A 26,424-nucleotide genomic window follows, 5' to 3' on the forward strand; every position below is an offset into this window, starting at 1 on the left:
AATCCAATTATTGGTTTACCGGGGTTTTTATAAAAATGTCAGTAATGTCAGGAACATTATCACCATTGGTATTTTCTTCCGAGAACGGATAAAGAAACCTTTCGGGGTGTTGACTTCCAACATTGAACGGAACTCCCACTTGAATTGCAACGGGATCTTTCTTGGTTCTTCGTAAATCGTTGAAACTTGCCAACTCCGCAAAGAAAGAAACATATCGTTCCTGAATAATTTCCCTTAACAAAGCATCTTCCCTTGATAACGAACCATCTACATTCTCAATTCCCCCTGCGTCAAAATCGGTATCGACATAATCATCATATAGCCCAGTCGTTATTGCAAAGTACTCTCCGTCTCTCAGATTGGCCCGATGCTCATTCAACTTAGCTAGAGCCGTAGCAAAATCGTTTGATCGTATGGCCGCTTCTGCCCATGTCAACAAGTTTTCTTGAAGGGATATCAAATTCATCGGTTCTGCCACTCCTGCAATTCCATTAAGGTTTATCTGGGTTCCATCAAAGTAATATGCCGCCCTATCTACCTCATCGGTCTTGGCATTGTTTCTATTATTGGTACCTGTCATCAATTCAATCAAATATCCGCCCTCCGTTGTCAAGTCATCTGGGAAACTTCCTGTAAAAAATTGGTTCAACAAGTTCGTATCCCCTGTAAGTACCACAGCCGGAGGAGTGTATTGCATAGATTCAGATGGCGAGGAAATTCCATTTTGCGCTGCCGAAATTGCACTGCCATAATCGCCCACTTCAAGAAACAAACGTGCTTTTAGCGTATAAGCAGCTTTTATCCAGTTGCTCGAATTTCCTCCAAAGAACAAATCCTCAGAAATTCCACCGCCCGTTCCAGCAGCTTGCAAATCAGCGATAGCTTCATCCAATAGCGCTTGAACAGCATTGTACACTTCAAGTTGACCATCATACGAAGGAGTAGGGATTTCAGCATTTGCAGCTTCAGTAAAAGGAACATCCCCAAACATACTCGCTGCGGTTCCCAACGCATGTGCTTCCAGAACCTTTGATGCTCCAAAGAAGAAGTCCTTATTGGTTACCGGAATACCGCTACGCAGTTCCCGGGCCTGTTGCACAACTCCTACATAAATGTTGAACCAAGGAGTATTTGAGTTTGTGTTTCCGTATTGATAATCCTGTATTGGGGCAAATCTTCCACTTCCCACAAAATTACCTGTCCAAACACCCGCTGCCCAGTTTAAATACCCCAACTGAGCCGTAACATCGGCCAATTGCATCCCAGTAAACAGCGTTTGACCATCTACCCTACTAATGGTATTCGGGTCATTATCATTTATATCATCAACGATTTCTTGACACGCAAGAAAATTGAAAAGAATTACTATACCTGTTGCTATTTTAAATACTTTCATAACTCTTTTTTAAAATGTTAAACTCAAGTTGAACAAATAAGATTTAGTGGATGGGTTCGTATAGTAATCCAATCCCCTTGAGTTCCCGACTCCAGCAAAGTTTTTATCTGGGTCATTACCGATTACATCCGTCCAAAGCACTAGGTTTCTTCCGGTGAAACTGAGGCTTAAGTCAGATAACTTAAGCTTCTCCACAATCTTTTTACCGAGTGAATAGGTTAGAGTCAATTCCCGTAGACGGGTCCATGTAGCATCTTGAAGCCAAAGCTCGCTAAAGCCCCTGTTACCTGCTCCGTTTCCTCTGTACCAATTTTGCTCCAGAAGTACCGGACCAGCTCCAAAATCGAACAAATTCCCTCGAACCACCTCACCAGCAGTATAGGTCGCTCCAGTGACATCTGTAATACCATCATTTGGAATAGTGACCTTATTCCCCGATTCTCTACTAAAACCTCTTTGGCTATTGATTTGGCGGGTCATGTCATAGAAATCACCTCCTTGGGAATGTTCAAATAATACGTTTAATGATAAATTCTTGAACCCTAAGTTGAACCCAAGACCTCCTGTCCATTCAGGGTTAGGGTCTCCGATAACATCATATTCCGGAGTGCCGACCGGAAATCCGTTAGCATCCAATTCGATGCTTCCGTCTGCATTTCTTGGTAGTTTTCCACCGAAAATGGCACCCATTTGATATCCAACCGCGGCAACGGAATCACCGGTACCGAAACCCGTTAATCTCTGAACATCTGCACCCGCCAAACTTGTCACCTCGTTTTTATTCGTGGCAAAGTTTCCGTACGGAGTGAATGTCCAGTTATCGCTATTTCTTATAAGGTTGGCACTGAACTCAAACTCGAAACCTCTATTTTTCATGGAAGCTCCATTGGTATAGATACTTGAGAAACCACTAGATGGTGACCTATCCAAGGTCAAAAGTATATCCTCTATATCGTTGGTGTAATAAGTGAAGCTTGTATTCAACATGTTATCGAAAAACCTAAACTCAAGTCCTCCTTCTATCTCAGTCTTAATTTCAGGTTTTAAATTGGCATTGCCCAAACGGTTGTCCAGTCTGAAACCCCCACCATGATTGATCGAGGATAGGTTTCCAAAAATCCCATTGCTATAGGTAAAGTCTCCTTCATAATTGGTAGCACTTCTATAAATTGCTGGTTGAATACCCACTTTACCCCAACTCAACCTAGCTTTGGCAAAGCTTATAAAGCTTTCTTCTGGGAAGAAGTCAGCATTTGAAAATTGCCATGCAACACTAGCTGATGGGTAAAAGAACGGATCCTTAATTGTAGAAGCTGCTTCAACCGTACCTGATAGGTCTATATAGAGTTGATCGTACAATCCAAAATTCGCCGTGGCAAAACCTCTATTTGACCTTCTATGGCTGATGAAATTATCCCCTTGGATTATTCTTGAATTAGTCAACGTATAAATCTCATCATTGACTATGAAATCACTACCAACGGTTGTCTCACGATTGAACTTTCTGTCATTTATGTTCCATCCCAAAATGAAGGACGAAGTAATATCTTCCGTGAAATTGGAATCATATTTAGCAATGGCATCAAAATTCAATTCCGTTGCCCCGATGTTTTCAAATGTTAAATTTCCTTCCAATCTTGGAATCAACCCTGTTCGAGCCGAACCTCTTGGATACAGGTACGTTCTGTCATCACTGTATGTATCCACACCACCCCTGAGTTTAATGTTCAATCCTTCAATTGGATACACATCGATCTCAGCGGAATAAATATGCCTGTTCACAACGTTTGGAGCTTTTTGCTCATTGGTTGTCCATAAAGGATTGTTGTAAAATGGACGTTCCGATGCTCCAACTGGATTTCGGTAAGACCTATGGCGATTGCTAAATTCAGCTCCAGTTTCGCTGACGTATGTTCCGGTATAATCTTGAATGTTGAAATCAGATATATTTCTATAAAATCCCAGTAACAGTCCTGCAGTATTTGAATTCTGTTGAATCCTATTGGCGCTTATCCTAGAGTATTTTCCCTTTAATTTTAGATTGATGTACTCGTTAAATCTATGGGAAGCACTAAGATTGACCGTATGGCGTCGATAATCATTGTTTCTAATAATTCCTTCTTGGTCCGTGTTCCCTAAACTGAAGAAAATGTTACTTTTTTCATCACCTCCACTGATACTAACAGATTGTTCCAAAAGAACACCGGTCCTGAATACATGGTTAAAGTTTTCATCCAAAAATGTTTCCCTTGAATTTTTACCACCATGCAGGTTCTCAGTTGTCCCATCTGGAATGGGATAATATCTTTGACCTGTTTGGTCACCAATGAAAAATCCACCAGAAGTATCAAAATCATCTTCACCTCCTGACCTAGAGGATATTTCATCTCCCCATCCATGTAAATAACCAAATCTAAACCTTCCACTAAGTCCTTGACCGTAGTTTGACTGCAAGGGTGCGATAGCATTTACTTCATCCAATGATATGGATGTTTTTAAATTGACCCTGAATCCTCTTCTCCCCGATTTAGTGGTAATAATGACAACACCGTTGGATGCCCTAGACCCCCATAATGCCGCTGCAGATGCGCCTTTAAGAACTTGAAGCGTCTCAATGTCATTCGGATTGATGTCGTTTAAACGAGATTGCTGCGATGTACCATTTCCTGTAGCACTACTGGCTCCACCTTGGGTACTGGAATTGCTAATTGGAATCCCATCTACAATAATCAATGGTTGCGTACTCCCGAAAATGGTATTGGCTCCCCTAATTCTAATGTTGGAACCAGATCCAGGGTCACCGTTGGATCTTGTGATATTTACCCCCGCCATTTTACCCTGAATGGCATTGGCGACCGATGTTTCTCCAGAACGGACCAGAGCTTCCGGTTTTACACTTGAAACCGCGCTTCCCAATTTATCGGTACGCACTTCAAAACCCAAGGCCGTCACTACGACCTCATCTAAAGCTTGAGCATCTTCCTTTAGCACGACATTTATAGTTGATTGCCCATTAACGGGAACCTCAACTGTTGTATATCCGATATAGCTGACCACAAGTATCGCCTCACCGTCAGAGACTTCAATGGTATAATTACCATCAAAATCGGTAGTGGTTCCGGATGTAGTCCCTTTTACAACAATACTGGCCCCAGGAAGTGGTCCCGTGTCATCCGTTACAGTACCCGAAACCGCCATTTGTAATCCTTCGTCCTTGATGGGCGCCTTAGATTGGGTTTCATTTTTCTTTAGCACAATCTGCCTACCATTGATATGGTAATCAATGCTATTGGGCTTGAAGTGTTGCTCAAGTGCATTGTCAATCGTTTGGTTTTTGATTTTAAAATCCCCCTTCTTTTGATTTAAGGTGGTCAGTAAATCTTCACCGTACATAAAAACAAACTCACTCTGTTCTTCAATACTGTAAATGATGTCAAGTAGCGTGGCATCCTTTAGATCGACTTTTAACTTTGTCTTTTGCGAGTAAGCGTCTGTGTAAGAATAAAGTGTGAAGAGCAATAAAAATAGTGTCAGAAACCTCATCACTTTTTTGATTTTGTCCATAAAATTGCCAAAGCAATCATATGGAAACCCCTTTTTTTCCATAATTTAGTTAGTTGTTTGTTTAAACAATTCCTGTTTTTACAGGTTACACGCCAGAGCATGGTGCGAACATGCTCTGGTTTTTTATTTGGTAATCAAATATTCATCGATTCCTTTTTTTTCATATTTGGCTGAAGCCGAAACCGCTAAATTTTCCATGGTTTCTTCAATCGAATCATTAAGATCCAATTTACCCGTCAACCTAAATTGTTGGTCAATATTTTCTCCTAAATCTATTTCAATGTTGTAATAGTGTTCAACACGTTTTACAACATCTTGCAAAGTTTCTCCCTTGAATATTAATAGGCCTCTAATCCAAGAGGTGTAGATTTCAGTATCTACCTCCATTTTATTCTGGATAGTTTTGGAAGACACGCTCCATTCCGCCAATTCACCGGGCTTCATAATGGTGCTTTTTTTCTTTCCGAAAAAACGATTCTTGGGTTGATTAGTCAAATGCACTTCACCTTCGGTTAAAACCGTGGTCACCTCGTCGTTGTTGTTATAGGAGTTTACATTGAACTTTGTTCCGACAGCAGTGATTGAAAATTCACTGTCCTTTAAAACTTGCACAACAAAGGGTTTGTCTGTATTTGATTCCACTTCAAAAAATGCTTCGCCATCCAAATAGACCTCCCTTGAATCACCAATAAACCTTTTAGGAAAAACAAGCCTTGAACCAGAATTTACATGTACTATAGAGCCATCACTCAATGTAATCCTACTATGCTTACCATATGGGACTATTAGTTGGTTCATTTCCATAATGTCAGAAACGTTCTCTTCGCTAATATTCAAGGTGTCCTTTTTATTAATAATCAGATTGTCTTTTCCTGAATAATTGATTTCTGACCTTTTTTGATCTATAGCAATCTGTTGGTTATTATCAAGAATCAATTTTGTGTCGGTAGTAGAATCAATGGAAACCTGTAACAGGGATTCGATATTTGGGGCGTTACTTTTAGGTGTCCCAACACCTAAGTAGATGGCTGTACCGATGACTGCTACCACGATTGCAGCATATTTTAAAATACTAAGGTAAATGGGGCCTCGTTTTGAATTGTTAAAGGTTACCTTGTTATATATTTCATCTAAAATGTGCTTTTTATCGTCCTGAGAGAGTTTGTGGTTGGTAGCTTCCAAAGTTCCAAGACAATCTTTTAAGATTCGGATTTTAGCTTCTTCCTCAGGATTTTCTTTGATATAGGTTTCCCAATAGGCATTCTTTTCATTCGTAGGATTGGTAATCCAATCCACGAATTTTTCATCATCAAGATATTTGGTAAAATCGTCCAATTCTATGCTTATTTATACCATAGGGACAGAAGTTTTCATTTTGTGGACACTTTTTTTTGGGTTTTTTCAAATTTTTATGGAAATCCTTCAATTTTCAAGAAACGAAAATGAGTTTTCAAAGGTCAAGAAATTGGAATTCTATGCTTTTCTCAGCATTGCATAAAATAAAACGATACCCTTATAATCGTCAAAGGCCTTGCTATTTCTAAGTTTTTTTACAGCTCGATAGACCTGTTTTCTCACTGAAGAATGATCAATGCTTACAATTTCAGAAATTTCATTGTAGTTGAGTCCTACACTGAATCTTAAATACATGATTTCCTTTTGCTTCGCGGTCAGTGTTTCCAAAGCTTGGTTGACCAAACGTTTCTTTTCCTCATCCAGTTCGGACAAAATCCGTTTGTCCTCAAAATTATACCCAGCACTAACGTTTAGTTCTTGCTGTTCTTGGAATTTCGCTTTTTTTCTTTCCTTCTTTTGTTTTCTGAAAATGGTGTGCTTAAGAGCTTTAAGAATATAGAATTTGATATTATTGGGTTCGGATATAGCATTTCTATGTTCAAAAATATCAATGAATACTTCTTGAATACAATCTTTGACCAATTCTTGGTCAGGATCAATTTTTAACCCAAAGGCGAACATATCATCAACACATGAATTGTAGACTGATTCAAATGCAGTTTTATCTCCATCTCTAAATTTTGACCATAAATTGCCCTGATCCATATAAAATTGCGTTAGCAAAATTCCTTGATTACCCTTGCTCCTTCTATGCCCTTAAAACAAACTTAAAAAATATATTTAACCTTTACCCAACGCTAAAATTTTGGTGAACATTAGTCCATAAAGATAAATATGCTTAGTCTCTCAGATTGTATTAACACCTAATAGCGCTCTAATGTCTCATCTATTTCCCTAGCATATTGATCAATACCACCGATTAAATTATAAACATCTTGAAATCCAGAAGCAGTTAAAAAGTCTGCTGCCTTTTTACTTCTTCCTCCGTGATGACACATAACAATTATTTTTTTGTCTTTAGGGATTTTGGAAAGATTATCCTTCACCTGCCCCAAGGGAATCAAAACAGCTTGTGGAATATTAGAAAGGTCATGTTCAAAGGGCTCCCGAACATCGAGCAGGAAAAAGTCTTCATCCATTTTCAAAAGATTCGAAAGTTTGGTTACATCAACTTCCCCTAAACTATTCTGTTTGGCTCCCTGCTTTTTTGAAACACCACAAAATTCCTCGTAATCAATCAATTCCGTAATGGTTCTATGCTCACCACAAACAGGGCAGTTTGGATTGGGTTTCAGTTTGATTTCATTGAACCTCATATCAAGGGCATTATAGAGCAACAAGCGCCCAATAAGAGGGTTTCCTTTATCAAGTATTAGTTTGATTACTTCTGTGGCCTGAATCATTCCAATAGTACCTGGCAAGACCCCAAGAACTCCCGCTTGGTCGCATGATGGTACGGAATCCGGTTCGGGAGGGTTTGGGTAAAGACAGCGATAGCAGGGACCACCTTCCACTCCAAAGACGCTGGCTTGGCCTTCGAAACGATATACCGACCCATACACATTTGGCTTGCCCAATAAAACGCAAGTATCGTTAACCAAATATCTTGTTTGAAAATTATCCGTCCCGTCTGCAACGATATCATAGTTTTCAATAATCTGTAATGCATTTTCGGAGGTAAGCGCCTGATTATGGAGTTCTATTTTGATTTCAGGATTGATTTCCTTAAGTCGCTCAAACGCGGATTGATTTTTTGGCCGCCCAATATCCGAAGTTCCATGAACAATCTGTCTTTGTAAATTGGTAACATCCACGGTATCAAAGTCCACCAAACCTAATTTACCGATTCCTGAAGCTGCTAAATACATGACCAATGGAGAACCCAAACCTCCTATACCCACCACTAAAATCGAAGCACTTTTTAGTTTCTCTTGACCGTCAATCCCAACTTCCGATAACAATAAATGCCTAGAATATCTTTTAAGTTCTTCATTCGACAAATGCATTGGCTTTTTTGTTTAAAATTAGGTAAAGTCCTTATATACTCAAACCAAAGGATATAAATCGTCCTTAATTTAAAGCTAAGAGCAGAGAAGCTCAAGTTTTGATATTAATTCACACTAAAATCTATAAATCATTTTTTAAAATCAAAAAAACCATATAAATGGGCTTTCAATTTTATGGCGACATGGATGTCTCAATATACTTTTACTTCATCGAACTGTTTTTTATAGTCCGTAAGTATTTCAAAACCATTAGGAACTTCAACAGATTCATTTTGCTCTATCCAATTTCTTATTTTATCCGTTCCATTAATAACATCTATCGGTTTTTGCGTATAGTTATATTCATACGGAGGGTTTTTCCATTTGAAATCATCACCTAAAAAATGATACAACTCCCGCATTACAAACTGACCAACACGCCATGGCCTGAAAGTTTTCCTATTCGTTACATGAATTTGAAACCCTCCACAAACCGTGTTTCCATGTTTTTGAAAAGTGGGAAGAAAAGTTATGGGTCTTAAAACGAAACCTTCAAGCTTTGAATCCCTAATGCTCTGGTTCAAATGTTTTTCGAAAAACGAATAGGGTTCTATTTTTGGGTGTCCTACAATTTCCAAAGGTTGTGACGTTCCTCTTCCTTCGCTCAAAAGCGTCCCTTCGAAAAAAACAGTTGCAGGAAAAGTAATAGTGCTTTCCGGTTTTGCAAGATTGGGAGAAGGCAAAAACCAAGGTAGTCCTGTATCTTCAAAGTACATTTCCCTTTTCCAGTGTTTCATTTTAATAACTTCAAGCTTTGCTTTTTCCTTCGCCCATAGTTTTTGGTGCATCAGGGCTACTTCACCAATAGTCATTACATGGCGAATAGGCAATGGGTAAAGACCAACGAACGATACAAACTCTTGTTCTACCAGATTACCCTCAATATCAATCCCATTAATGGGATTGGGACGATCTAGTACAATTACCTGAATACCCTTTCCTGCACATTTATCCAATAAATGGGTGAGTGTGTATATGTAGGTATATATCCGGCACCCAACATCTTGTAAATCAACAAAAATCTGGTCAATATCCTCCAACATTTCATCAGTGGGAATGCGTGTTTCGGAATACAAGGAATACACCGGAATGTTAAAGTAAGGATGAACAACATGATCCGTTTCTACCATGTTGTCTTGAACATCTGTAGAAAAACCATGTTGAGGCCCGAAGAGTTTTATAAATCTTGGACCAAACATTACTTTAAATCGAATTGCTGCATGGGTAAGTGTACGGTCTACCGATGCTTTATGGCAAAGCAGGGCAATGTTGCCCTTGTATTTTTTTGAAGGGTTTTATCCTATTGAAGGCTTCCCTGTTTTTGAAGACTTACCCCTTTTCGTACAGCGGTTAAATTAAACAAATTGATGTTCCAAATATTCCTTTGGACTGCTCCTTCCCAATGATTTATGGGGATGGAAACAGTTGTATTGATCCCTGAACCTTTCGGTTTCGGAATTTACCTCTTCAATGTCCCTGAACAGGTGTGCGTCCGGTACCTCCTCCCTGTATGTACGGTTGAACCTTTCGATATATCCGTTCTGGCTCGGTTTGCCAGGTTGGATATACTTTATTTCGATGTCCTCCACCTGGCAATAGTTGGCAAATACCCTGGAGAGGAACCCAGGCCCGTTGTCCACCCGTATCGCCAAAGGTTTGCCGTATACCCCTATGGCCTCCCTGAGATATTCCACGACCCGTATTCCCGGCATGGAGAAGTTGCCCCTCATGCAGAGTGCCTCACGGTTGAAGTCGTCCATCAGCTTGAACACCCGGAAGTCCGGCCTGTCACCAAGCTGTCGGACATGAAGTCGGCACTCCAGACCTTCCTTGGTGCATCGGGGACTTCCAATGGCTCCTTTATCCTTTTGGGCAAGCGTTTCTTGGTCTTCCTCCTTTACGATGCCCTCTGCCAGCTCTCTCCGCCCACAGGGCCTCAGAGCTTTTTTTCGATGATGTCCTTTAGGATACGGTGGTCAAGGCTCAGGTCGGCGTACATCTGCTTGAGCCTGCGGTTTTCTTCCTGTAATGACTTGAGCTCTTTGAGCTGTTGGGCATCCATACCGCCATACTTGCGCTTCCAGCTATAGAATGTCGCCGTGGTGATGCCCTTGTCCCGACAGATGTCGGTCACTTTCATACCTGAATCGTACTGTTGCAACATCGCAACAATCTGTGTCTCGGTAAATCTGCTCTTCTTCATAATCTAAAAACAATTGATTTTTAAACTGTCCGAAAAACAGGGAAGCCTTCACATGTCTGGTAACGTTTGGAAATGAACCAGCGATTGGCACAACACTGCATATTATAGGGAACTGTACAAAATGGGAGGGGCAACGCACAATCCCAAGGGGGCAGCATCTGCTTATAACCCTCCAATCCACTGGTAAGGGAAAGGGTCATCAAAGGTGGTTCGTTCCTCTGCAGTGTCACCTATTGCGCCAGTTATCGTATATCCTCGCGTATGGCCACCACGGAAGATTCACCCCTGGAGCACTTGGGGTTCAGGACCGTGCTTTCATTGGATATAATCGACCAAGGCAAAAATGGAAACTCGCGTCCTAAAAGCTAAAGTTCAAGAACCCTTTAATACGTTCAAATACTATCCGTGTCTTTGTAGGGAGTTTCAGGAGTAAGGAAAAACCTCTCTGAGATTTCAATGTTTAAAAATTCCAAGCCCCAAATTCCAAATATCAAATCGATACCTTGATATAAGGTATTCCATTGGTCCGAAACAGGCTTTCAAAAGAACACCAAAAAATGGACCTAGTCCCGTTTTTAAGGGTTTTCCTAAAAACAGGGTATTTTTTCAGGAGTAGGGGATGCAAAAACACTGTTGTAATTGGATTGTATTCATTCTTGAACATCCCTAATTCAATAGCGCGTATTTAAGCAAAAAATAAATTTTATGTGTAGATGCATTTAGTCCCGCAACCTTTGAAACACCAAGGTTTTGTTCGCCTCTAATCTCAAAAGAAAGTTTTTCAGTTCCAAATCCTACGCCTATAAAATAGCCTAAATCTATATTTCTAATATTTTCAATGGCTTCTCCTTCCCTTGTTATCTGCTGATCTCCTCTTTGATCTACCTCTCCCCATTTATTGGTTTTTACAGATATAAAGTCAGTGGAAATACCTGGATTTACATAGAAAAAAGTACGTTTTCCCATAGGGGATCTCCAGCGAATCATATTATTGATACCCACGTATGAATAACCAAATTCAACATCATTATCCCTAAAGAAGGTATCAATTATCCCAAGATTGGAAAAAAGGCGGGAATTACCGGTAAGTTCAAATGCACCATATTGGGCCTCTAAACTATAATACCATATATTGTTCCTTGATGATAACGGGGCAGTAAGGAATAGCCCTAAAGTAAAATCCGAGGAATTGGAATAATCACTTTGATGAAAGTAATCAAAATCGTTATCTCCGGAAAAATTGGGGCTTGTCAGGGAGACTCCAGAAAGAACCCCTATTTGAATTCTATTTACCGAACTTTTAGGTTGTATTATCCTTTTCCCCGCACATTTTGCGTACGATCTAAATATATACCTCAAACTATTCTCCGTATACCTTACATTTTTCATCTTTTTCCCTATTGTGGAACACTTCTCTTGAAAATAGTATAATAACTGACCTTGAAATGTAGCATCTTCTTTTTCATGTGCAACACCATTTACAACCTTCAAATAACGTTTAAATCCGAGTAGCTTGAAACCTGAATCAACATAAATAAAAAAATGCTCTTCCTTGTTATCATCCATATAACCGTATACTTCCTTATCATAATCAACACTAATTATTCTCCGTAGAAAAACCGTATCCTTTCTTGATTTAAATTCAGAATCATAAATCAATTTATCTCTTTTCCTAGGAGCTTCATCAACTGTTACAATAGCACTCTTAAATACATTGTCCAAAATTGCAAATTCCGAAATATCCAATGGACCGAAAACAGTACTGTTTTCATTATTCCCTTTTTTGAACCTTATTTTTGAAGGAACAATAGTCCTGTTGGATATGTTCTCGATCATTCCATTTAGGGTATCTCCTTTTTTGGTGATTACGTATCCCATAGCGTAATCCTCTTGAGAATGTATTTTTGTGCTGAAAATGATACAAATAAGACTAAAAGAGATTGCATTTAGAGTAAATTTCATATTTTATTTTATTAAGAAAATCCAAAATAGTTTTTTTTGCTCAAGTAATCAACTAAAAAGAAAATCGCAATACAATATTTGGCGTAAAACCCAATGACAATTGGTCTACTGGTGTTATTTCTCCATTGGTACCAATTTCATCAAGTGCAAAAGTGTGCAGATAGTTTCGGTTAAGTATATTTTTCTTATTGTAAAGATTAAGCAGGGAGAACCCGATTTTTCCTTTGGTGGAGGCATCCTTTTTTGATAGCGCAAAATCATAGGCCATTGAAAAATCCAAACGATGGTAATCTGGCAATGTCAATGCATTAACATCGTTAAAAACGATTTCATAGATTCCGTCTTGATTCTGTACTGCTTTTGCTGAAGTATTTGGTATGCCGGTACGGTATTTCCAACCCAAGGAAAATTGAAGGTTCTTCCATTTATAAAAGTGTGACCATGTAAGGGAATGGGCAATATCGTTATTGCCCCTAAAAGGTTTTCCGTTATTCAGCCCATCAAATTCAAAATCGGTTCTGGCATGGGTATAGCCCAACCAGCTCGAATAGTTTCTCCATTTCTTTTTGATCAGCACGTCCAATCCAAGGGAAGTGCTTTCACCAAATGTAAAAATCTCGTTTGTGTTTTCAAATCCACTTACCAAAGAGGTCAGGCCCACAATATCTTTATAATAGGCATCCACGTCAATGTTCCAACCTTTCTTATTCACTAAAAACCCTCCAGAAAATTGTTGGCTTTGAAGTACAGGAACCATAAACTCATTTGCCAATGCCCAAACTTGGTTTTCAAGGCCAAAATCCGCAGTAGCAAATTCAATGATATGGCTTACTGCTTGATTTTTCAGTTCCAAGGTACCTTTTACCCTAAAGGAATCGCTAATGACTTTCTCGATATATGCCCGTGGTTCCAATACAAACTCGTTAACTGCGCCATAAAAGTTACTTCTGAACCCAATATCGAAATACCATTTTCTTTCTTTTTCAAAATTCAATTGAGCATAGAGGGCATAGGTAGGATTGTTATTGTTACTACTTTCATCGAACATTGAATTGCTCAATTCGTATTGCACTTGATTGTTGAAAAATTGATACCCGCCTGACAGTGTAAGTCCTCTTTTCAGAATCCAATCCGTATGCAGTGAGCAACCGACTTCTTTGATATTGTTTGTTTTTTGTGGAACAAACCGTTCCTCAACAAAAGGGTTGGAATTTTCATACTTTAAATCGTATTGTGAGTAATAGAACTGTGCGGTCGATGAAACATTGGTATTCCATTTTTTGTTCCAACGTGCATTGGCCCCAATATTCTCAATATTCAGGTCGTAAGAAAATGGAGTGTCCATCTGGTCAAAATCGAGTGAGTAATCGAGTTGGTTTGATGTATAGAAATTGGAGAAAGTAAATTTATCGCTCTCAGAAACTTGCAAAATCACTTTAAAGTTGACATCCGAAAAATAAAATCGTTCCTCGGCCCCGGAAGCGTCACCTCCCAAGTTATTGTTATTGGCATCGATTCCCGTATTCTGAAACACCCTATCGGAAAAATTGTTGTACGTTGGTGTCTGTAAAAAATCGGTAAACGATCTTCTGGCCGATAGAAAAAAACCTAGTTTTTTGGATATGGGCACTTTTAGAAATCCGTCTACATTAATCATATTGAGCCCAAATCCACCTTGTGTTTTTTTAGGAATTTTCGAATCTGTTTCGATGTCAATAACCCCGGACACACGATCTCCATATTGAGGTTTGGTCCCGCTTCGATAAATCTTCACATTATCCGTAATGTATGGATTGAAAGCAGAAATCAGGCCAAAAAAATGTCCGTAATTATACATTTTGATTCCATCGAGCAATATCAGGTTCTGGTCGGGAACACCACCTCGTACGTACAAACCAGATGCTGTTTCTGTAGGACTTTCAATCCCTGGTAAAAGCTGAATGCTTTGTAGTACATCGGGCTCTGATTGTCCCGAAAGTAGATCCATCTGTAAAGGGTCGATGACAATACCACCATCTTTCGACTTGACCATGCCCGAGACCATATATTCCTGTACCACGACTTCGTTCAACACAAAGTTTGCAAGCACCATGTGATATGTTCCACATTCTTGCCTCTTTATTTTGTCAACAGGAAGAATCAAGGGTTCATATCCCAAATAAGTAATAAAAAGTGTATCTGCCTTATGTGCCTCACCAAAATCAAAATATCCCTTTTCATCTGAGATCGTACCCAATGACCTGTCCTTGACGTCTACTATGGATGCTCCTTGTAACGGTATATTCCCATTGCTATCCCTTACATAACCGCACACCGTGATCAAAGTGTTCTTTTTGAGGATATAGTAGCGGTCATCGATTTTTTCGAAAATGATCTCTGTCTGTTTTTGTAGTTCGTTTATCAAGGATTCCAGTGAAGTATTGGATCGGCTCAATGTAACCGAGACCCCGTCAACAAGGGTGGGATTATATGAAAATTTTACGTCATAAGAAGTCTCTATACCCAGCAAGATTTTATCCAGTGGCACATTGGTATATTGAAAATCACTGGTCTGGGCAATGGCACCAGAGTAACTTAACCCGAAAAAAACAAAACAGAAAAATATCTTCATTTACTCTTGAACAAGTACTACCGTATTCTTGTCCGCAAAAGTAAATTTAATTTCCATGGGTTCAAATACAGTACGTAATGCCAGTCTTACATTGGCATGTGAAAAGCTTCCTGTAAACCGTAATCCGTCAATGGCCACTTTCTTATGATCGACATGAATCCCAAATTGTTTTTCAAGGGTTTTTATGACCTGCAAAAGTGGGGCATTGGTAAAACTGCTCTCTCCTTGTAACCATTGTGGTGAAACATCTTCCATATTCCACTGCTCAAATGATCCGTTGAACATTCGTACAGCTTCTCCCTCGCCAATAATCTCAGTGACATCATTGCTATGGACACTGACCTCGCCCTCATAGCAAATGACTTGAAAGTAATCAGCTCCGGCATTCACGGTAAATTCGGTCCCCAATACGATGACGGATCCTTTCTTGGTGTTCACTGTAAAGGTAGCTCCTTTGTTAACCTTAAAATATGCTTCGCCCTGTAGCGAAATTTCCCTGTTGTTCTCCCAATTCCTCTTTTTATGTTCCAATTGTGATTTGGCATTCAATATCACCTCTGAACCATCTGGGAGAACAATGGCCATTTGTTCTCCAAAAGTGGTGCTGTATTCAAGATCTGAATTGAACACATAGGCAATGCCCAATAGCAAAGCAATGGAAGCGGCAACACCATAGACCCATTTGGGAACGAGAGGTATTACCTTCTTGTTTTTCTCCCTTGAAATCCCTTGCCTTATCCTTGCATAAAGTGCCTCGGAATCATAATCAGAAACCTGCAATAGATCCGTACCGTCCAAAATGGCCTTGAAATGCTCATGTTCCTTGGATTTTTCAAACTCCTCCTGCTCTTTATTGGACAAATTCCCACTCGCCCATTTGGCTAAAAAATCGTCTGTGTACTTATTTTCTTCCATCTTTCGGTCTTTCAAATAATGTCCCCTATCTTTTTCCGTAGCTCCAATAGGGCCAAATGCATCCTACGTTCCACAGCTTTCTGGCTCAACCCAATGATCTCGGCTATTTCTCTATAGGTCTTTTTGTCCTTTCTGCTCAACAAAAATACTTCCCGCTGTTTTTCGGGCAGCTCGGCAATGCTCTTTTGCAACTTATGCATAAACTCCTTTTCTTCAAGCAAGTATTCAGGGCTTTGCCCATCTACCTTACTGGCAAAAGACTGGGAGGCATTATATTTCAGGACCACCTTTTTATGGGCGGTCTCGTTGTAAAATGCGTTCTGTGCTACTTTCAACACAAACGATCTAGCCTTTTTGAACGTTACTTTTTGACAGTTTTTCCATAGCTTTATAAATGCATCTTGCACAATGTCCTCCGCTTGGTCCATATCTCCACATTTGTAATAGATAAAGTTGCGGACCACCTTGGAGTGCTTATCAAAAATTACTTTATAAACTTCTTCGTCGCAAACAGATTTTTCTTGCATTTCAATTGTTCAAATCTCAATTTTCCAAAATTAAGATTAAAGTAGTACAATTGAAACACCCAACAATCATCATATATATACAACAGGTAATATAGTGTTTACCCTATTTATTGAAGTTTTAAAGTACGGTACATTTAAAACCATGTTGTTTGGAAAGGATTTTGGCTAACATGGGAAGAGATTCTTCGGAACGGTATTCTTCATCTCCCGAAATAAGCACAATATGAAACGTATCTTCTTTGTCTTTGCTACCATCATAACTAAGCCATTGTTCTTGAACATTTATAGAAAAAGATAGAAATGCAAACAACGCACTTGCTATTGAAATGAACATATAACTGAAGTGTACCATCTTACTTATTTTCCTTTTCTTCCAACAACCACAACAATCCATTAAGTATCAATTGCTGAAAATGCTTGTTGGTGGCAGCTCCTACGCCATGCCCCAATGAGGTATAAAACACCTTGCCTTTTCCGTATTGGCGTGTCCAGGCTATAGGGGTTGTTTTGTCTTCGTGTTCGGCTTCTATCAATACATTGTTTCCAGCTATATCAGTATTGTAAAAATACATTTCGTCATAGATTTCGAAATTCCCTATGTTTTTGGTGATGGCATGGTCTGCTTGTGCCACCTTTACGGGAAAGGTATGTATGGGAGGATGACTGGTAAAATTAGCACCTAATATGGTATTGTAGCGATTTCGGTCTTCTTCAGTGTCCTGTTGCAAAGCTGCGGTAGCGGCATGCAAGCCCAATAACGGTTTTCCGTTTTTTACAGCTTCTTCCAGACCTTTTAGTTGAGCTTCACTCATCTTATCTGGCATACCGTTAATGAGGATAACATCATAGACATCTAATGACCTAGCAAGTACCCCAAGGTCTTCGGTGTACGTGGTGTGGTATTCATGGCGTATTTCTAAAAATCGTCTTAAAATATCAGCTACCCCTAATAAGTCATGCCAACTACCGCCTCCTAAATAAAGAATATGTACTTTATTTTCGGGGGTTCGTTCACGAAAATCGTAATAGCGGTTTTGTGCAAAAAGTGCATTGCTACTAACTAGTATCAATCCTATAATGAGGGTATATTTTTTTAGTGCTTGCATATTAATCTAATTTTTTAAGGAGAATATCTCTGAAGCGGATATGAAATTCATCTCCTGCATGTATTTGTAAGCCAATTTTTCCTTTCATTCCCACATTTTGTTTTTGGTGAATGGCATCATCTAAAATGCCCTTACCATCATAATCGGTAGTCACTACGCCATTAAGTATAACGGTAATCTGGGAGCCTTTACATATGACATGAAGGTGATTCCATTCTGGTGTATCATCCGCATAATAGTAGGCAGCCCTGTTTTTGCCTTGTTCAGGGGTGATGTTCCAATCGGGTAAACTTGGAGATAGCCAGCGATTGTATTCGTCCGATTCATCGTAGAGCAATCCGGTACGGAATGGTGCCGGAGGATGAATGTCTATCTGGGGGCCGTCTATGTCACCACCTTCATAATAACGACTCCTTACTTGAACACCTCCATTTCCCGACAGCTTGCGTGGTGTTTGAAACGTGAGCTTTAATTCGAAATCGGTGAGTTCTTCTTCATAGAAAAACCATACAGCTCCGTGGTTTTTATTGCCTACGGTGCTTCCGGTGATAGTACCGTTTTCTAATTTCCAGTAGTTTTTCTTTTTGTCGGTTTCACTGGCATAGGTTTTCCAACCGTTGAGGGTTTCACCATCAAAAATGGATTGGAATCCTTCGGGACTTACAGGAATTACTGCTACTTCATCTATCATGGCACCTATGCCTTTATGACCGTAATGGGTGTCTTCAAAAGCAATGGTAAGCGTATTTTCCGCAGCGCGAAGGGTATAAACATATTGCTCCCAAATACCAAGTTTTGGTTGCAGCTTCAATTGAAGCGTACCAGCGGAAAAGGTAAAATGACTTTCTCGAACTTCTACTCCGGGGCGTGCTTGGGCATAAAACGAAATATGATACAGTTGACCTGGTGTTACGTTTACCTTTTGTGACAGTTTGTAACCGCTATCACTAGCTAGTTCGGCATAATATTTGCCATCGTAGGGCCGTGCGCCCAGTATACTTTGGTGGTGGCGTTCCATCTTATCGCCCTTAGCTTGCCAAGAGGTGTCTCCATTTTCAAAACTACTGTTTTTAATAAGGTTTTGTGAAAGGGCACTACTAACACTCAACAGAAGTAGTGCAAAACATGCCATTGTACTTAAATATCTCATATTCTTTTTTTTTGTTTTTGATAAGCTTCTTTAAAACTGGGCCAAAAAGTTTGGTTACGTCTGAACCTATTTTTTCATCTAAACCCGAACAACAGAAACAACACAGACTCCTTAGTTTCGGAATTCAATTTTTCTCTAAGGATTTTGAACGCTTGAGTGATATGCCAATCAACTGTTTTAATTGAAATATTTAGGTATTTGGAAATTTCAATATGTGTCAATCCTTCTTTTTTGTTTAGTAAAAACACCTGTTTGCATTTCGGGGGTAAATTTTCAATTTCAGAATTGACCATTCCAATAAGTGGAGTGATATCTTCAGATTCATCAAGAACCACTTTTTCCAATCTTTCAAAATATTCCTTTTCCAAATAGGTAACATCTCTCTCCTTCCTATACTGGTCAACAAATTCGTTGTAGACAGATTTGTATAGAAAGTTCTTGATTGAAAGATTTGGATTTATACCCTTTCTATTAATCCAAAGACGAACAAAAACGTTTTGCACTATGTCCTCTGTTTTGCTATGATCTTGTACCAATGTATACGCATAGGCACATAATTTTTGGTAAAAAGAATCCATTAAAAAATCATAAGCCTCAACCTTTCCAGATTTTAACTGTTGCGCCAAAAAAAAATCATCTCCCACCTCTTATTAATGATATTTTTAATTAAAAGTTAGGGAAATGTAAAAAAAATTGGTGGAAAACCTAGGAATATGAAAATAATACACGTAATACTAATATAATGTATAAAGGAAATGGACAAAAAATTTAGGCTTATTGCAAAATTTCTTGGAAAGGAAGCCAATGTCCAAGAACTGGAAGAATTTAAACAAAGCCTTAAAAAAGGTAAAGCTGTTAATCTATTTGATCAAATGGTAAAAATCCATTATTTGATTGCATTGGGTATGAAGGACTACGATTTAGAAAAAGCCAAAAAGAACGTCAGAAAAAACATAAAAAAAGATATTGCCAAAAAAAGGGTCGCAATTTATACTAAGTTAGCAGTTGCGGCATCAATTCTGCTCATTGTAGCAGTTTCCTTTATAAAGTCAAAGGATTGGGATACACAGCCCATGGATCCCGGTACAGTCATGACCCAACAAATACAACCTGGAACGGATAAAGCGGTCCTCACTTTGGAAAATGGAAATCAGGTGGTTCTTGAGGAAGGAAAAAGTTATGAATCGGAAAAAGTAAGCGGGAACGGTAAAAAACTTGTTTATTCTAAAAACGATGGAAGGGAAAAACCGGCGTACAATTATTTGACAATACCAAGAGGTGGGCAATTTCATGTACAATTGCCAGATGGCAGTGAGGTATGGCTAAATTCCGACACCCAACTTAAATATCCTGTCAGTTTCACCAATACCGAATCGCGTAAGGTTGAGCTGCTTTATGGAGAAGCCTTTTTTAAGGTATCCCCAAGTGCTTTGCACGACGACGCTCCATTTGTTGTGCTTACCAAAAACCAAGAAGTAAATGTACTAGGAACGGAATTCAATATAAGAGCCTATAATGATGAAGATATAATTACCACCACTTTGGTTGAAGGTGGAGTTGACGTAGCTACTGCTCAAGGTCATAAAAAGAGATTAAAACCGAGCCAACAATCAAGAATTCAAAAAGGACTGGGAGGTATTGATGTCCAAGTGATAGATGTTTTCCATGAAATATCTTGGCGAAGGAATCTTTTTTCATTTGAAGATGAATCCTTGGGCAGGATAATGAAAACTTTATCAAGATGGTATGATGTGGAAGTGGTTTTCGAATCTGCCAATGATAAAGATTTTTTGTTTACGGGTATTTTGGAACGGACCAGCTCGGTGGAAAATATTCTAGAACATATTGAAGCGACTGGAGACGGAGAGATTGTATGTGAAATAACCAATAAAATGATAGTAATAAAATGAAGTAAAACAAACAACTAAAAAAAGAGGGAAAAGACCACTGCACTGCAAATGAGAGGCCCCTTTCCCTTAGTTCTGATTAATTAAACTAATTATTTAACCAAACCACTAATTTATGGAAATTAAATTTATTGGAAGCTATTTCCTATGTTATAGGAAAGTCTTTCTAAAATTAATTATGAAAGCCTTTATCTTTCTATGCTGTACAGTCATGTTCGGGCTAAGTCCAGGTAAGAGTTTTTCTCAAGATGTCGACATTATTATAGACAATAATGTTACGATGACGGTCAAAAAAGTGTTGAAGCTGATTCATAAACAAACTGATTACAAGTTCATTTATAAAAATGCGCTGCTCAAAAATGCATCAGCAATTCAATTTAAAAAAGGAGTCATCAAGACGAGTCATTTATTGAACCAAACACTTTCACCGAATGGGCTCGATTATGAATTTACCGCAAACAAGACTATCCAGGTAAAAAGAAAAGTTGTAAAAAAAGTCCCAAGCCCAAAAGTGGAAATTCAATATCAGGTAAATGGCACAATCACTGATCAAGATGGAATTCCATTAGCGGGTGCCAACGTTGTTGAAAAAGGTACCACAAATGGAATTCAGACCGATTTTGATGGGAACTTCGCTATTTCTGTTGCGGATGAAAATGCAACCTTGGTCATTTCCTATTTGGGCTTTGCCACCAAAGAAATACCTCTTGGGGGACAAACAAATATCTCAGTTACTCTTATTGAGGACGCCGCAGGGTTGGATGAGGTCGTAGTCGTCGGTTACGGACGTCAAACAAGAAAAACAGTTGCCGGTGCCGTTGCCCAGATAGATGGTGAAATCTTGGAAGATAGACCGATTACCAATGCCCTTAACGGATTGCAGGGAGCTGTGGCGGGTTTGACCATAACCCGTAGCAGTGGCCAGCCAGGTAATGAAAATTATCAGTTAAATGTGCGGGGACTTTCCTCATTAAACAGCGGCAATGAACCCTTGGTGCTTATCAATGGGGTGGAAGGTGACATTAACCTAATCAACCCTAATGATATTGCCTCCGTTTCTGTATTGAAAGATGCCTCTGCTGCCATATATGGTGCAAGAGCTGCCGGTGGTGTGGTTTTGATTACCACAAAATCGGGTAGTAGAAACCAAAAACTTGAAGTGGAGTATACCTCCAACGTAAGTATCAATAGACCTGCAAATTTACTTGATCGTGTAAGCTTGAGGGAATGGGTCATATTTGACTGGGAAGCCAAAACCAATGCAGGCGCTAATCCCGCCTTTTTTGCTCCGGCCGTGGGCAATAACACTTTGGAGGACGCTTTGGTCAAGATTGATGCCGGCCACCCTGTCGAGTGGAAAAACAATAACGGACAATCCCCAATATTGAACTATACAGAAACTGGTTGGGAAAACCTTATTTATAAAAAGAGTTCTATCCAACACAACCATAATATCAATATTAGAGGTGGTGGCGAAAGATCTGCGTACAATGCCTCCTTTGGATTTGTTGATTCTGAGGGAATCATTAAAGATGCCTTTAACAATTCCAGACGCTTTAACATGCGTTTGAACTATGATTTTGATCTTTCGGATAGATTTAAGATTAATAGTAACATCAGTTATACCAGTAAAAAGGATGAAAATCCCGCTTATGGTAATGAGACAATTTTTAATCTATTGAACAGGATGTTTTTATGGCACCCCTTACGTACACAGTCCGGTCAATACCTTACCCAATTTGGTTTTGGAAACCCTCGCCAACTAGCGGACAAAGATATAGGTATTCGGACCAATGTTGAAGAGGAAATACGTTTCAACTTGCAGGGGGAATATGAGATTTTTGACGGCCTAAAAGCGCACGGTCAATTGGCCCTTAATCGCAATAAATCGGACTTTGATCGTTTTGGAGATATTGTGCCCAGATACAATTATGATGATACCTCGGCTGGCCTTGCGCCGAATTTGAGAACCTCCGCCCGTTCGTATGGCTTTAGTAACTATATGAACCTAACGGGATATCTTGACTATGCAAAAACCTTTGGCGATCACAATGTTAATCTTACTGCAGGTGCTAGCCATGAGCAGAGGGAATTTGGCGGTTTTTTTGCAACGGACCGTGGATTGACCCAAACAGCAATTACCACTTTGGGTCAAGGAGACCCTGCCCTGGCACAAATAGGAGAACAGAGGGCGCACTGGGCCATAAGATCATTTTTTGCCAGAGGGACTTACATCCTCAAGGATAGATATATTCTCGAGGGGAATTACAGAAGGGATGGTACCTCAGTGTTCTCACCAGAACAGCGTTGGGGAAATTTCTTTGGGGGATCTTTTGCATGGAGGGCCTCGGAAGAGGACTTCATCAAAAAGCTGAACTTCTTTGACAATCTTAAGTTTAGGGTAAGTCATGGTGTTACAGGTAACCAAAGTCTGGACGATAGCTTTGACGATGGCGATGACATCAATCTGTACGATTATATAGCCTTGGTGAATGATGGCAACTTTAACTATCCTTTTGGCGATGGTACGGCACAACCCCAGGCAGCTGTGGAAAGAGGTTTGGTTACGAGCAATAGGACTTGGGAAGATTTAAAGACGACCAATATCGGTATCGATTTTGCCTTGTTCAACTCCAGATTTTCTGGTGCTTTTGATTGGTTCCAGAGAAAAAATGACAATATGTTGTTGGGCGTAGTGGAGTCTTCTGTCTTAGGTGGAAACCCACCCGATCTGAATATTGGGGCATTGGAAACCAAGGGTTTTGAACTCACCCTGACATGGGCGGATAAGTTGGCTTCAGGTTTCTCTTATTCCATTACCGGTATTTTGAGTGATTCGCAGAATACTTTGACCAATTTGGACGGTAACAATACAGTTCGTATTGGGTTGAACGGAAATAGAGAAGGTTATTCCCAGAACACTTGGTTTGGATACGTTTGGGACGGCATATTGACCACTCAGGATGAGGTGGATGCTTACAAAGAATTGGATGGCGTTCCCGGAAATCTTGAAATTGGGGATGCACGATACAAGGATTTGAATGGTGACGGCCGTATATCAACAGTCGATGAAGATGGCAATGATGCCGACATCGTTTCTTATGGCACCAACGCTCCTAGATACCAATATTCATTCAATTTGGGTGCCAGCTACAAAGGATTCGATTTGAGTGTTTTTATGCAAGGGGTTGCAGAAAGGACCATTTTTTATACGGATGACAGGAGATTTCCGTTCACTCAACCTTGGTGGACTCCTTTAAGAAGGTTTTATAATAATACTTGGTCGTCAGATAGACCTAATGCAAGGTATCCTAGGGTAACAACTGGCCCTCAGCGATTTTGGAACTATGATCAGTTTACAGAGAATACCATAGTAAATGGAGCTTACCTAAGGGTAAAGAATATTACTTTGGGATATACCTTACCACAGGATTTGCTTACTGACATTGGAATTGAAAAAATTCGGTTGTTCTTTAGTGGGGAAGACCTGTTCACTTTTGACCATTTAGACGGTGGGTATGATGCCGAAAATACCGATGGAGGAGCTGATTTTTACCCTTACCAGAAACGATATTCTGTTGGTATAACGGTTAATTTTTAAAAAATTGAGAGATGAAGAAAGTTATAATAAAGAATAGTAATCGGATTGTTGCAATATTGGTTTCCATGGTTGTTTTGGGCTGCACCAAAACCTTGGATCTAACTCCATTGGATACCATATCGGATGCCTCCTTTTGGAAAACTCAGAGTGACTTTGAAAAAGCGGCGAATGCTTTTTATGCGAGCATCCCTGCCAATAACAATGGTTTTATAGATTTGAATGCTGACATCGCTTCGGACTTTGGTCAAAATACAACCAGTTCTGGTAATGGTATTGTACCTCAAAATGATGGAGGATATGACAATGCCTATACCACAATTAGAGGGACTTCCAGATTGATAGAGAATTATGAATTAGCCACGGACATCCAGAGTGAGACCGCACGTTATGCCGGTGAAGCTCGATTTTTTAGAGCTTGGGCCTATTTGGGCTTGGTAGGAGGTTATGGTGATGTCCCCTTGATAACCAAGGTGCTAGATATTGATTCAGAGGAACTACAGGCTCCTCGATCTCCAAGGAGCGAGGTAATGGCCTTTGTAATGGCCGATTTGGACTGGGCCATAGCCAATTTACCTGAACAAAACGCTATTTCCGCTACAGAAACAGGTCGTATAAGCAAAGGTGCTGCTAGGGCATTAAAAGTGCGTGCAGGATTGTTTGAGGGTACTTGGGCCAAATTCCATGGTACTGGGGATCCCAATGCTTACTTGAATGCTGCGATTTCTGCTGCGGAAGAAATCATCAGTTCTGGAGAGTATGAACTGTATACAGCAGATGGTACAACGGAAAGTTATCGTAAACTGTTTTTGGATGGAGATGAAAGTTCCGAAATTATCTTATCAAGAAGATATGATGAAGACCTAAACGTATTCAGTAACATAACACGCTGGACCAATGAGGGAATAAACTCACCAACAAAACAGTTGGCCGATATGTATGTGTGCACAGATGGCTTGCCCATTAGCGTGTCCCCATTGTTCGAGGGATATGATACGTAAGCATCTGAGTTTGAAAATCGTGATCCGCGCATGAACAATACTATATTTGTACCTGGAACAGAGCAAAGTTGGTTGGGAGACACTTTTATTGTGGACCCATTTATCGCCGGAGCAAGTGGACAACCAAACACAAGAAGCGGTTATAGAACAAGAAAATATTTTTCAGATGTTTTACAATGCCAGCAAGGTCAATGCTTTATTAATTTTCCGGTAATGCGTTATGCCGAAGTACTTTTAAATTTGGCAGAAGCCTTATATGAAAGGGATGGCTCCATTTCCGATGCTGACTTGGATAGAACCATAAATATGCTTAGGGACAGAGTGGGCGTAACCCATTTGAGCAATATTTTAGTTAGTGGAAACGGGTTGGACATGCGTGCCGAAATACGAAGGGAGCGTACGGTCGAATTGGCCTATGAAGGTTTTAGATTTGACGACTTAAGGAGATGGAAAGAGGCTGAAAACCTGCTTCCTGTGGATTTGTTGGGAGTCAAATTTGTGGGAACTGAATTTGAGACAACAGAACCAAATAATGTTTATACTGCTGGCGTTGATTTGGACGTAAACCCAGATGGCTTTGTAATAGTTGATCCAGCTGGTAATAGAAATTGGGAAGATAAGAACTATTTGTCGCCTCTTCCATTGGATGAGTTGCAGATAAATCCTAATCTAGGACAAAACCCTGGCTGGTAATGTTTTGGCACAAAATAAGTTGAGTTAGTTTGTTTTATTATGCTTTTGAGGCTGTTCAATCTTTAGAACAGCCTCTTTTTTTGATATGGAGGGTAGTAAATCACCAAAGGTCGTAAACGGATTTTCGTGCTATGGATTATTTCCATAATTTGACCAGATAGTTCCAAATGAATTTTGAAGGCTTCTTGCGTAAAAGTTCCTTTAAAAAATAGTACCTGTAAGTGCCCCTTAAATCCGCTAAGATTAAAAATATAATAATTTTAGAGTCATGACAACTTAAGAGGGTTGTTTCTTAGGTTATGTATGATGAATTTATATAAATTTTCGTTTCTATAATTATATCTGAACTCTGTTTCTTTGAGGTGTAGGTAAAATGTGTTTTTGTGCATT

At 39.6% G+C, this 26,424-nt stretch carries 18 protein-coding genes and 3 pseudogenes; 5 read left to right on the forward strand and 16 right to left on the reverse strand.

All coding sequences use genetic code 11. From position 1 onward, the window contains the following. Nucleotides 1-7: 7 nt before the first annotated feature. From E4661_RS08695 to E4661_RS08725, 7 genes and pseudogenes are all read right to left on the reverse strand, one after another. Nucleotides 8-1,396 (reverse strand): SusD/RagB family nutrient-binding outer membrane lipoprotein, encoded by a 1,389-nt coding sequence (locus E4661_RS08695; protein ID WP_136466443.1) that lies wholly within the window; start codon nucleotides 1,394-1,396, stop codon nucleotides 8-10. 9 nt (nucleotides 1,397-1,405) lie between these two features. Further along, complete coding sequence (locus tag E4661_RS08700) at nucleotides 1,406-5,002, reverse strand: SusC/RagA family TonB-linked outer membrane protein (RefSeq protein ID WP_136466444.1); 3,597 nt, start codon at nucleotides 5,000-5,002, stop codon at nucleotides 1,406-1,408. Between the two features lie 81 nt (nucleotides 5,003-5,083). Further along, the gene (locus tag E4661_RS08705; RefSeq protein WP_136466445.1) at nucleotides 5,084-6,295 is read right to left on the reverse strand and encodes a FecR family protein; all 1,212 of its coding nucleotides are present in this window, start codon (nucleotides 6,293-6,295) and stop codon (nucleotides 5,084-5,086) included. 138 nt (nucleotides 6,296-6,433) lie between these two features. Continuing rightward, nucleotides 6,434-7,021 (reverse strand): RNA polymerase sigma factor, encoded by a 588-nt coding sequence (locus E4661_RS08710; protein ID WP_136466446.1) that lies wholly within the window; start codon nucleotides 7,019-7,021, stop codon nucleotides 6,434-6,436. Between the two features lie 158 nt (nucleotides 7,022-7,179). Continuing rightward, nucleotides 7,180-8,322, reverse strand: coding sequence for a molybdopterin-synthase adenylyltransferase MoeB (moeB, locus tag E4661_RS08715; RefSeq protein ID WP_136466447.1), 1,143 nt, complete (start codon nucleotides 8,320-8,322; stop codon nucleotides 7,180-7,182). A 191-nt stretch (nucleotides 8,323-8,513) separates the two neighbouring features. Beyond that, nucleotides 8,514-9,629, reverse strand: coding sequence for a DUF1343 domain-containing protein (locus tag E4661_RS08720; RefSeq protein WP_136466448.1), 1,116 nt, complete (start codon nucleotides 9,627-9,629; stop codon nucleotides 8,514-8,516). A gap of 87 nt (nucleotides 9,630-9,716) precedes the next feature. Next, nucleotides 9,717-10,564, reverse strand: a pseudogene (locus E4661_RS08725) (integrase core domain-containing protein). Between the two features lie 198 nt (nucleotides 10,565-10,762). Between E4661_RS08725 and E4661_RS19395 the strand changes: the two are divergent. Further along, nucleotides 10,763-10,933, forward strand: coding sequence for an SUMF1/EgtB/PvdO family nonheme iron enzyme (locus E4661_RS19395; RefSeq protein ID WP_240751441.1), 171 nt, complete (start codon nucleotides 10,763-10,765; stop codon nucleotides 10,931-10,933). A 297-nt stretch (nucleotides 10,934-11,230) separates the two neighbouring features. Here E4661_RS19395 and E4661_RS08735 read toward each other — a convergent pair whose 3' ends face one another. From E4661_RS08735 to E4661_RS08770, 8 genes are all read right to left on the reverse strand, one after another. Continuing rightward, nucleotides 11,231-12,526: a hypothetical protein gene (locus tag E4661_RS08735; RefSeq protein ID WP_136466449.1), complete on the reverse strand. Its 1,296-nt coding sequence runs from the start codon at nucleotides 12,524-12,526 to the stop codon at nucleotides 11,231-11,233. A 52-nt stretch (nucleotides 12,527-12,578) separates the two neighbouring features. Then, complete coding sequence (locus E4661_RS08740) at nucleotides 12,579-15,137, reverse strand: TonB-dependent receptor (RefSeq protein WP_136466450.1); 2,559 nt, start codon at nucleotides 15,135-15,137, stop codon at nucleotides 12,579-12,581. Continuing rightward, entirely contained in the window at nucleotides 15,138-16,052 is a 915-nt protein-coding gene (locus tag E4661_RS08745; protein WP_136466451.1) for a FecR family protein, read from the reverse strand. Between the two features lie 11 nt (nucleotides 16,053-16,063). Beyond that, entirely contained in the window at nucleotides 16,064-16,579 is a 516-nt protein-coding gene (locus tag E4661_RS08750; RefSeq protein ID WP_313779588.1) for an RNA polymerase sigma factor, read from the reverse strand. A 118-nt stretch (nucleotides 16,580-16,697) separates the two neighbouring features. After that, nucleotides 16,698-16,931, reverse strand: a complete 234-nt coding sequence (locus tag E4661_RS08755; protein ID WP_136466453.1) for a hypothetical protein — start codon at nucleotides 16,929-16,931, stop codon at nucleotides 16,698-16,700. A 1-nt stretch (nucleotide 16,932) separates the two neighbouring features. Beyond that, nucleotides 16,933-17,685, reverse strand: coding sequence for a ThuA domain-containing protein (locus E4661_RS08760; RefSeq protein WP_136466454.1), 753 nt, complete (start codon nucleotides 17,683-17,685; stop codon nucleotides 16,933-16,935). A gap of 1 nt (nucleotide 17,686) precedes the next feature. Next, nucleotides 17,687-18,835, reverse strand: a complete 1,149-nt coding sequence (locus E4661_RS08765) for a 3-keto-alpha-glucoside-1,2-lyase-like domain-containing protein (RefSeq protein ID WP_136466455.1) — start codon at nucleotides 18,833-18,835, stop codon at nucleotides 17,687-17,689. A gap of 74 nt (nucleotides 18,836-18,909) precedes the next feature. Then, nucleotides 18,910-19,479 (reverse strand): RNA polymerase sigma factor, encoded by a 570-nt coding sequence (locus E4661_RS08770; RefSeq protein ID WP_240751439.1) that lies wholly within the window; start codon nucleotides 19,477-19,479, stop codon nucleotides 18,910-18,912. 111 nt (nucleotides 19,480-19,590) lie between these two features. On the opposite strand from E4661_RS08770, the gene E4661_RS08775 reads away from it, so the two are divergent. From E4661_RS08775 to E4661_RS08790, 4 genes and pseudogenes are all read left to right on the forward strand, one after another. Beyond that, nucleotides 19,591-20,745, forward strand: a complete 1,155-nt coding sequence (locus E4661_RS08775) for a FecR family protein (RefSeq protein ID WP_136466456.1) — start codon at nucleotides 19,591-19,593, stop codon at nucleotides 20,743-20,745. 175 nt (nucleotides 20,746-20,920) lie between these two features. Beyond that, on the forward strand, nucleotides 20,921-24,343 hold the full coding sequence (locus tag E4661_RS08780) for a SusC/RagA family TonB-linked outer membrane protein (RefSeq protein ID WP_168796350.1): 3,423 nt from the start codon (nucleotides 20,921-20,923) through the stop codon (nucleotides 24,341-24,343). An 11-nt stretch (nucleotides 24,344-24,354) separates the two neighbouring features. Continuing rightward, entirely contained in the window at nucleotides 24,355-25,341 is a 987-nt protein-coding gene (locus E4661_RS08785; protein ID WP_136466458.1) for a RagB/SusD family nutrient uptake outer membrane protein, read from the forward strand. A 15-nt stretch (nucleotides 25,342-25,356) separates the two neighbouring features. Next, a pseudogene (locus E4661_RS08790) lies at nucleotides 25,357-26,034 on the forward strand (RagB/SusD family nutrient uptake outer membrane protein); the annotation flags it as partial. Between the two features lie 266 nt (nucleotides 26,035-26,300). Here E4661_RS08790 and E4661_RS19400 read toward each other — a convergent pair. After that, a pseudogene (locus E4661_RS19400) lies at nucleotides 26,301-26,424 on the reverse strand (IS1595-like element ISIse1 family transposase); the annotation flags it as partial.

Source organism: Flagellimonas onchidii, from assembly GCF_004804315.1.
In the GTDB taxonomy this organism is placed as follows: Bacteria; Bacteroidota; Bacteroidia; order Flavobacteriales; family Flavobacteriaceae; genus Flagellimonas; species Flagellimonas onchidii.

Excerpts from the sequence above, each read along its gene's own strand:
- E4661_RS08735 (WP_136466449.1), bottom strand. The coding sequence starts at position 12,526 with ATGAAATTTACTCTAAATGCAATCTCTTTTAGTCTTATTTGTATCATT.
- E4661_RS08700 (WP_136466444.1), bottom strand. The coding sequence starts at position 5,002 with ATGGAAAAAAAGGGGTTTCCATATGATTGCTTTGGCAATTTTATGGAC.
- E4661_RS08695 (WP_136466443.1), bottom strand. The coding sequence starts at position 1,396 with ATGAAAGTATTTAAAATAGCAACAGGTATAGTAATTCTTTTCAATTTT.
- E4661_RS08750 (WP_313779588.1), bottom strand. The coding sequence starts at position 16,579 with ATGCAAGAAAAATCTGTTTGCGACGAAGAAGTTTATAAAGTAATTTTT.
- E4661_RS08760 (WP_136466454.1), bottom strand. The coding sequence starts at position 17,685 with ATGCAAGCACTAAAAAAATATACCCTCATTATAGGATTGATACTAGTT.
- E4661_RS08765 (WP_136466455.1), bottom strand. The coding sequence starts at position 18,835 with ATGAGATATTTAAGTACAATGGCATGTTTTGCACTACTTCTGTTGAGT.
- E4661_RS08755 (WP_136466453.1), bottom strand. The coding sequence starts at position 16,931 with ATGGTACACTTCAGTTATATGTTCATTTCAATAGCAAGTGCGTTGTTT.
- E4661_RS08780 (WP_168796350.1), top strand. The coding sequence starts at position 20,921 with ATGAAAGCCTTTATCTTTCTATGCTGTACAGTCATGTTCGGGCTAAGT.
- E4661_RS08740 (WP_136466450.1), bottom strand. The coding sequence starts at position 15,137 with ATGAAGATATTTTTCTGTTTTGTTTTTTTCGGGTTAAGTTACTCTGGT.
- moeB (WP_136466447.1), bottom strand. The coding sequence starts at position 8,322 with ATGCATTTGTCGAATGAAGAACTTAAAAGATATTCTAGGCATTTATTG.
- E4661_RS08775 (WP_136466456.1), top strand. The coding sequence starts at position 19,591 with ATGGACAAAAAATTTAGGCTTATTGCAAAATTTCTTGGAAAGGAAGCC.
- E4661_RS08785 (WP_136466458.1), top strand. The coding sequence starts at position 24,355 with ATGAAGAAAGTTATAATAAAGAATAGTAATCGGATTGTTGCAATATTG.
- E4661_RS08710 (WP_136466446.1), bottom strand. The coding sequence starts at position 7,021 with ATGGATCAGGGCAATTTATGGTCAAAATTTAGAGATGGAGATAAAACT.
- E4661_RS08745 (WP_136466451.1), bottom strand. The coding sequence starts at position 16,052 with ATGGAAGAAAATAAGTACACAGACGATTTTTTAGCCAAATGGGCGAGT.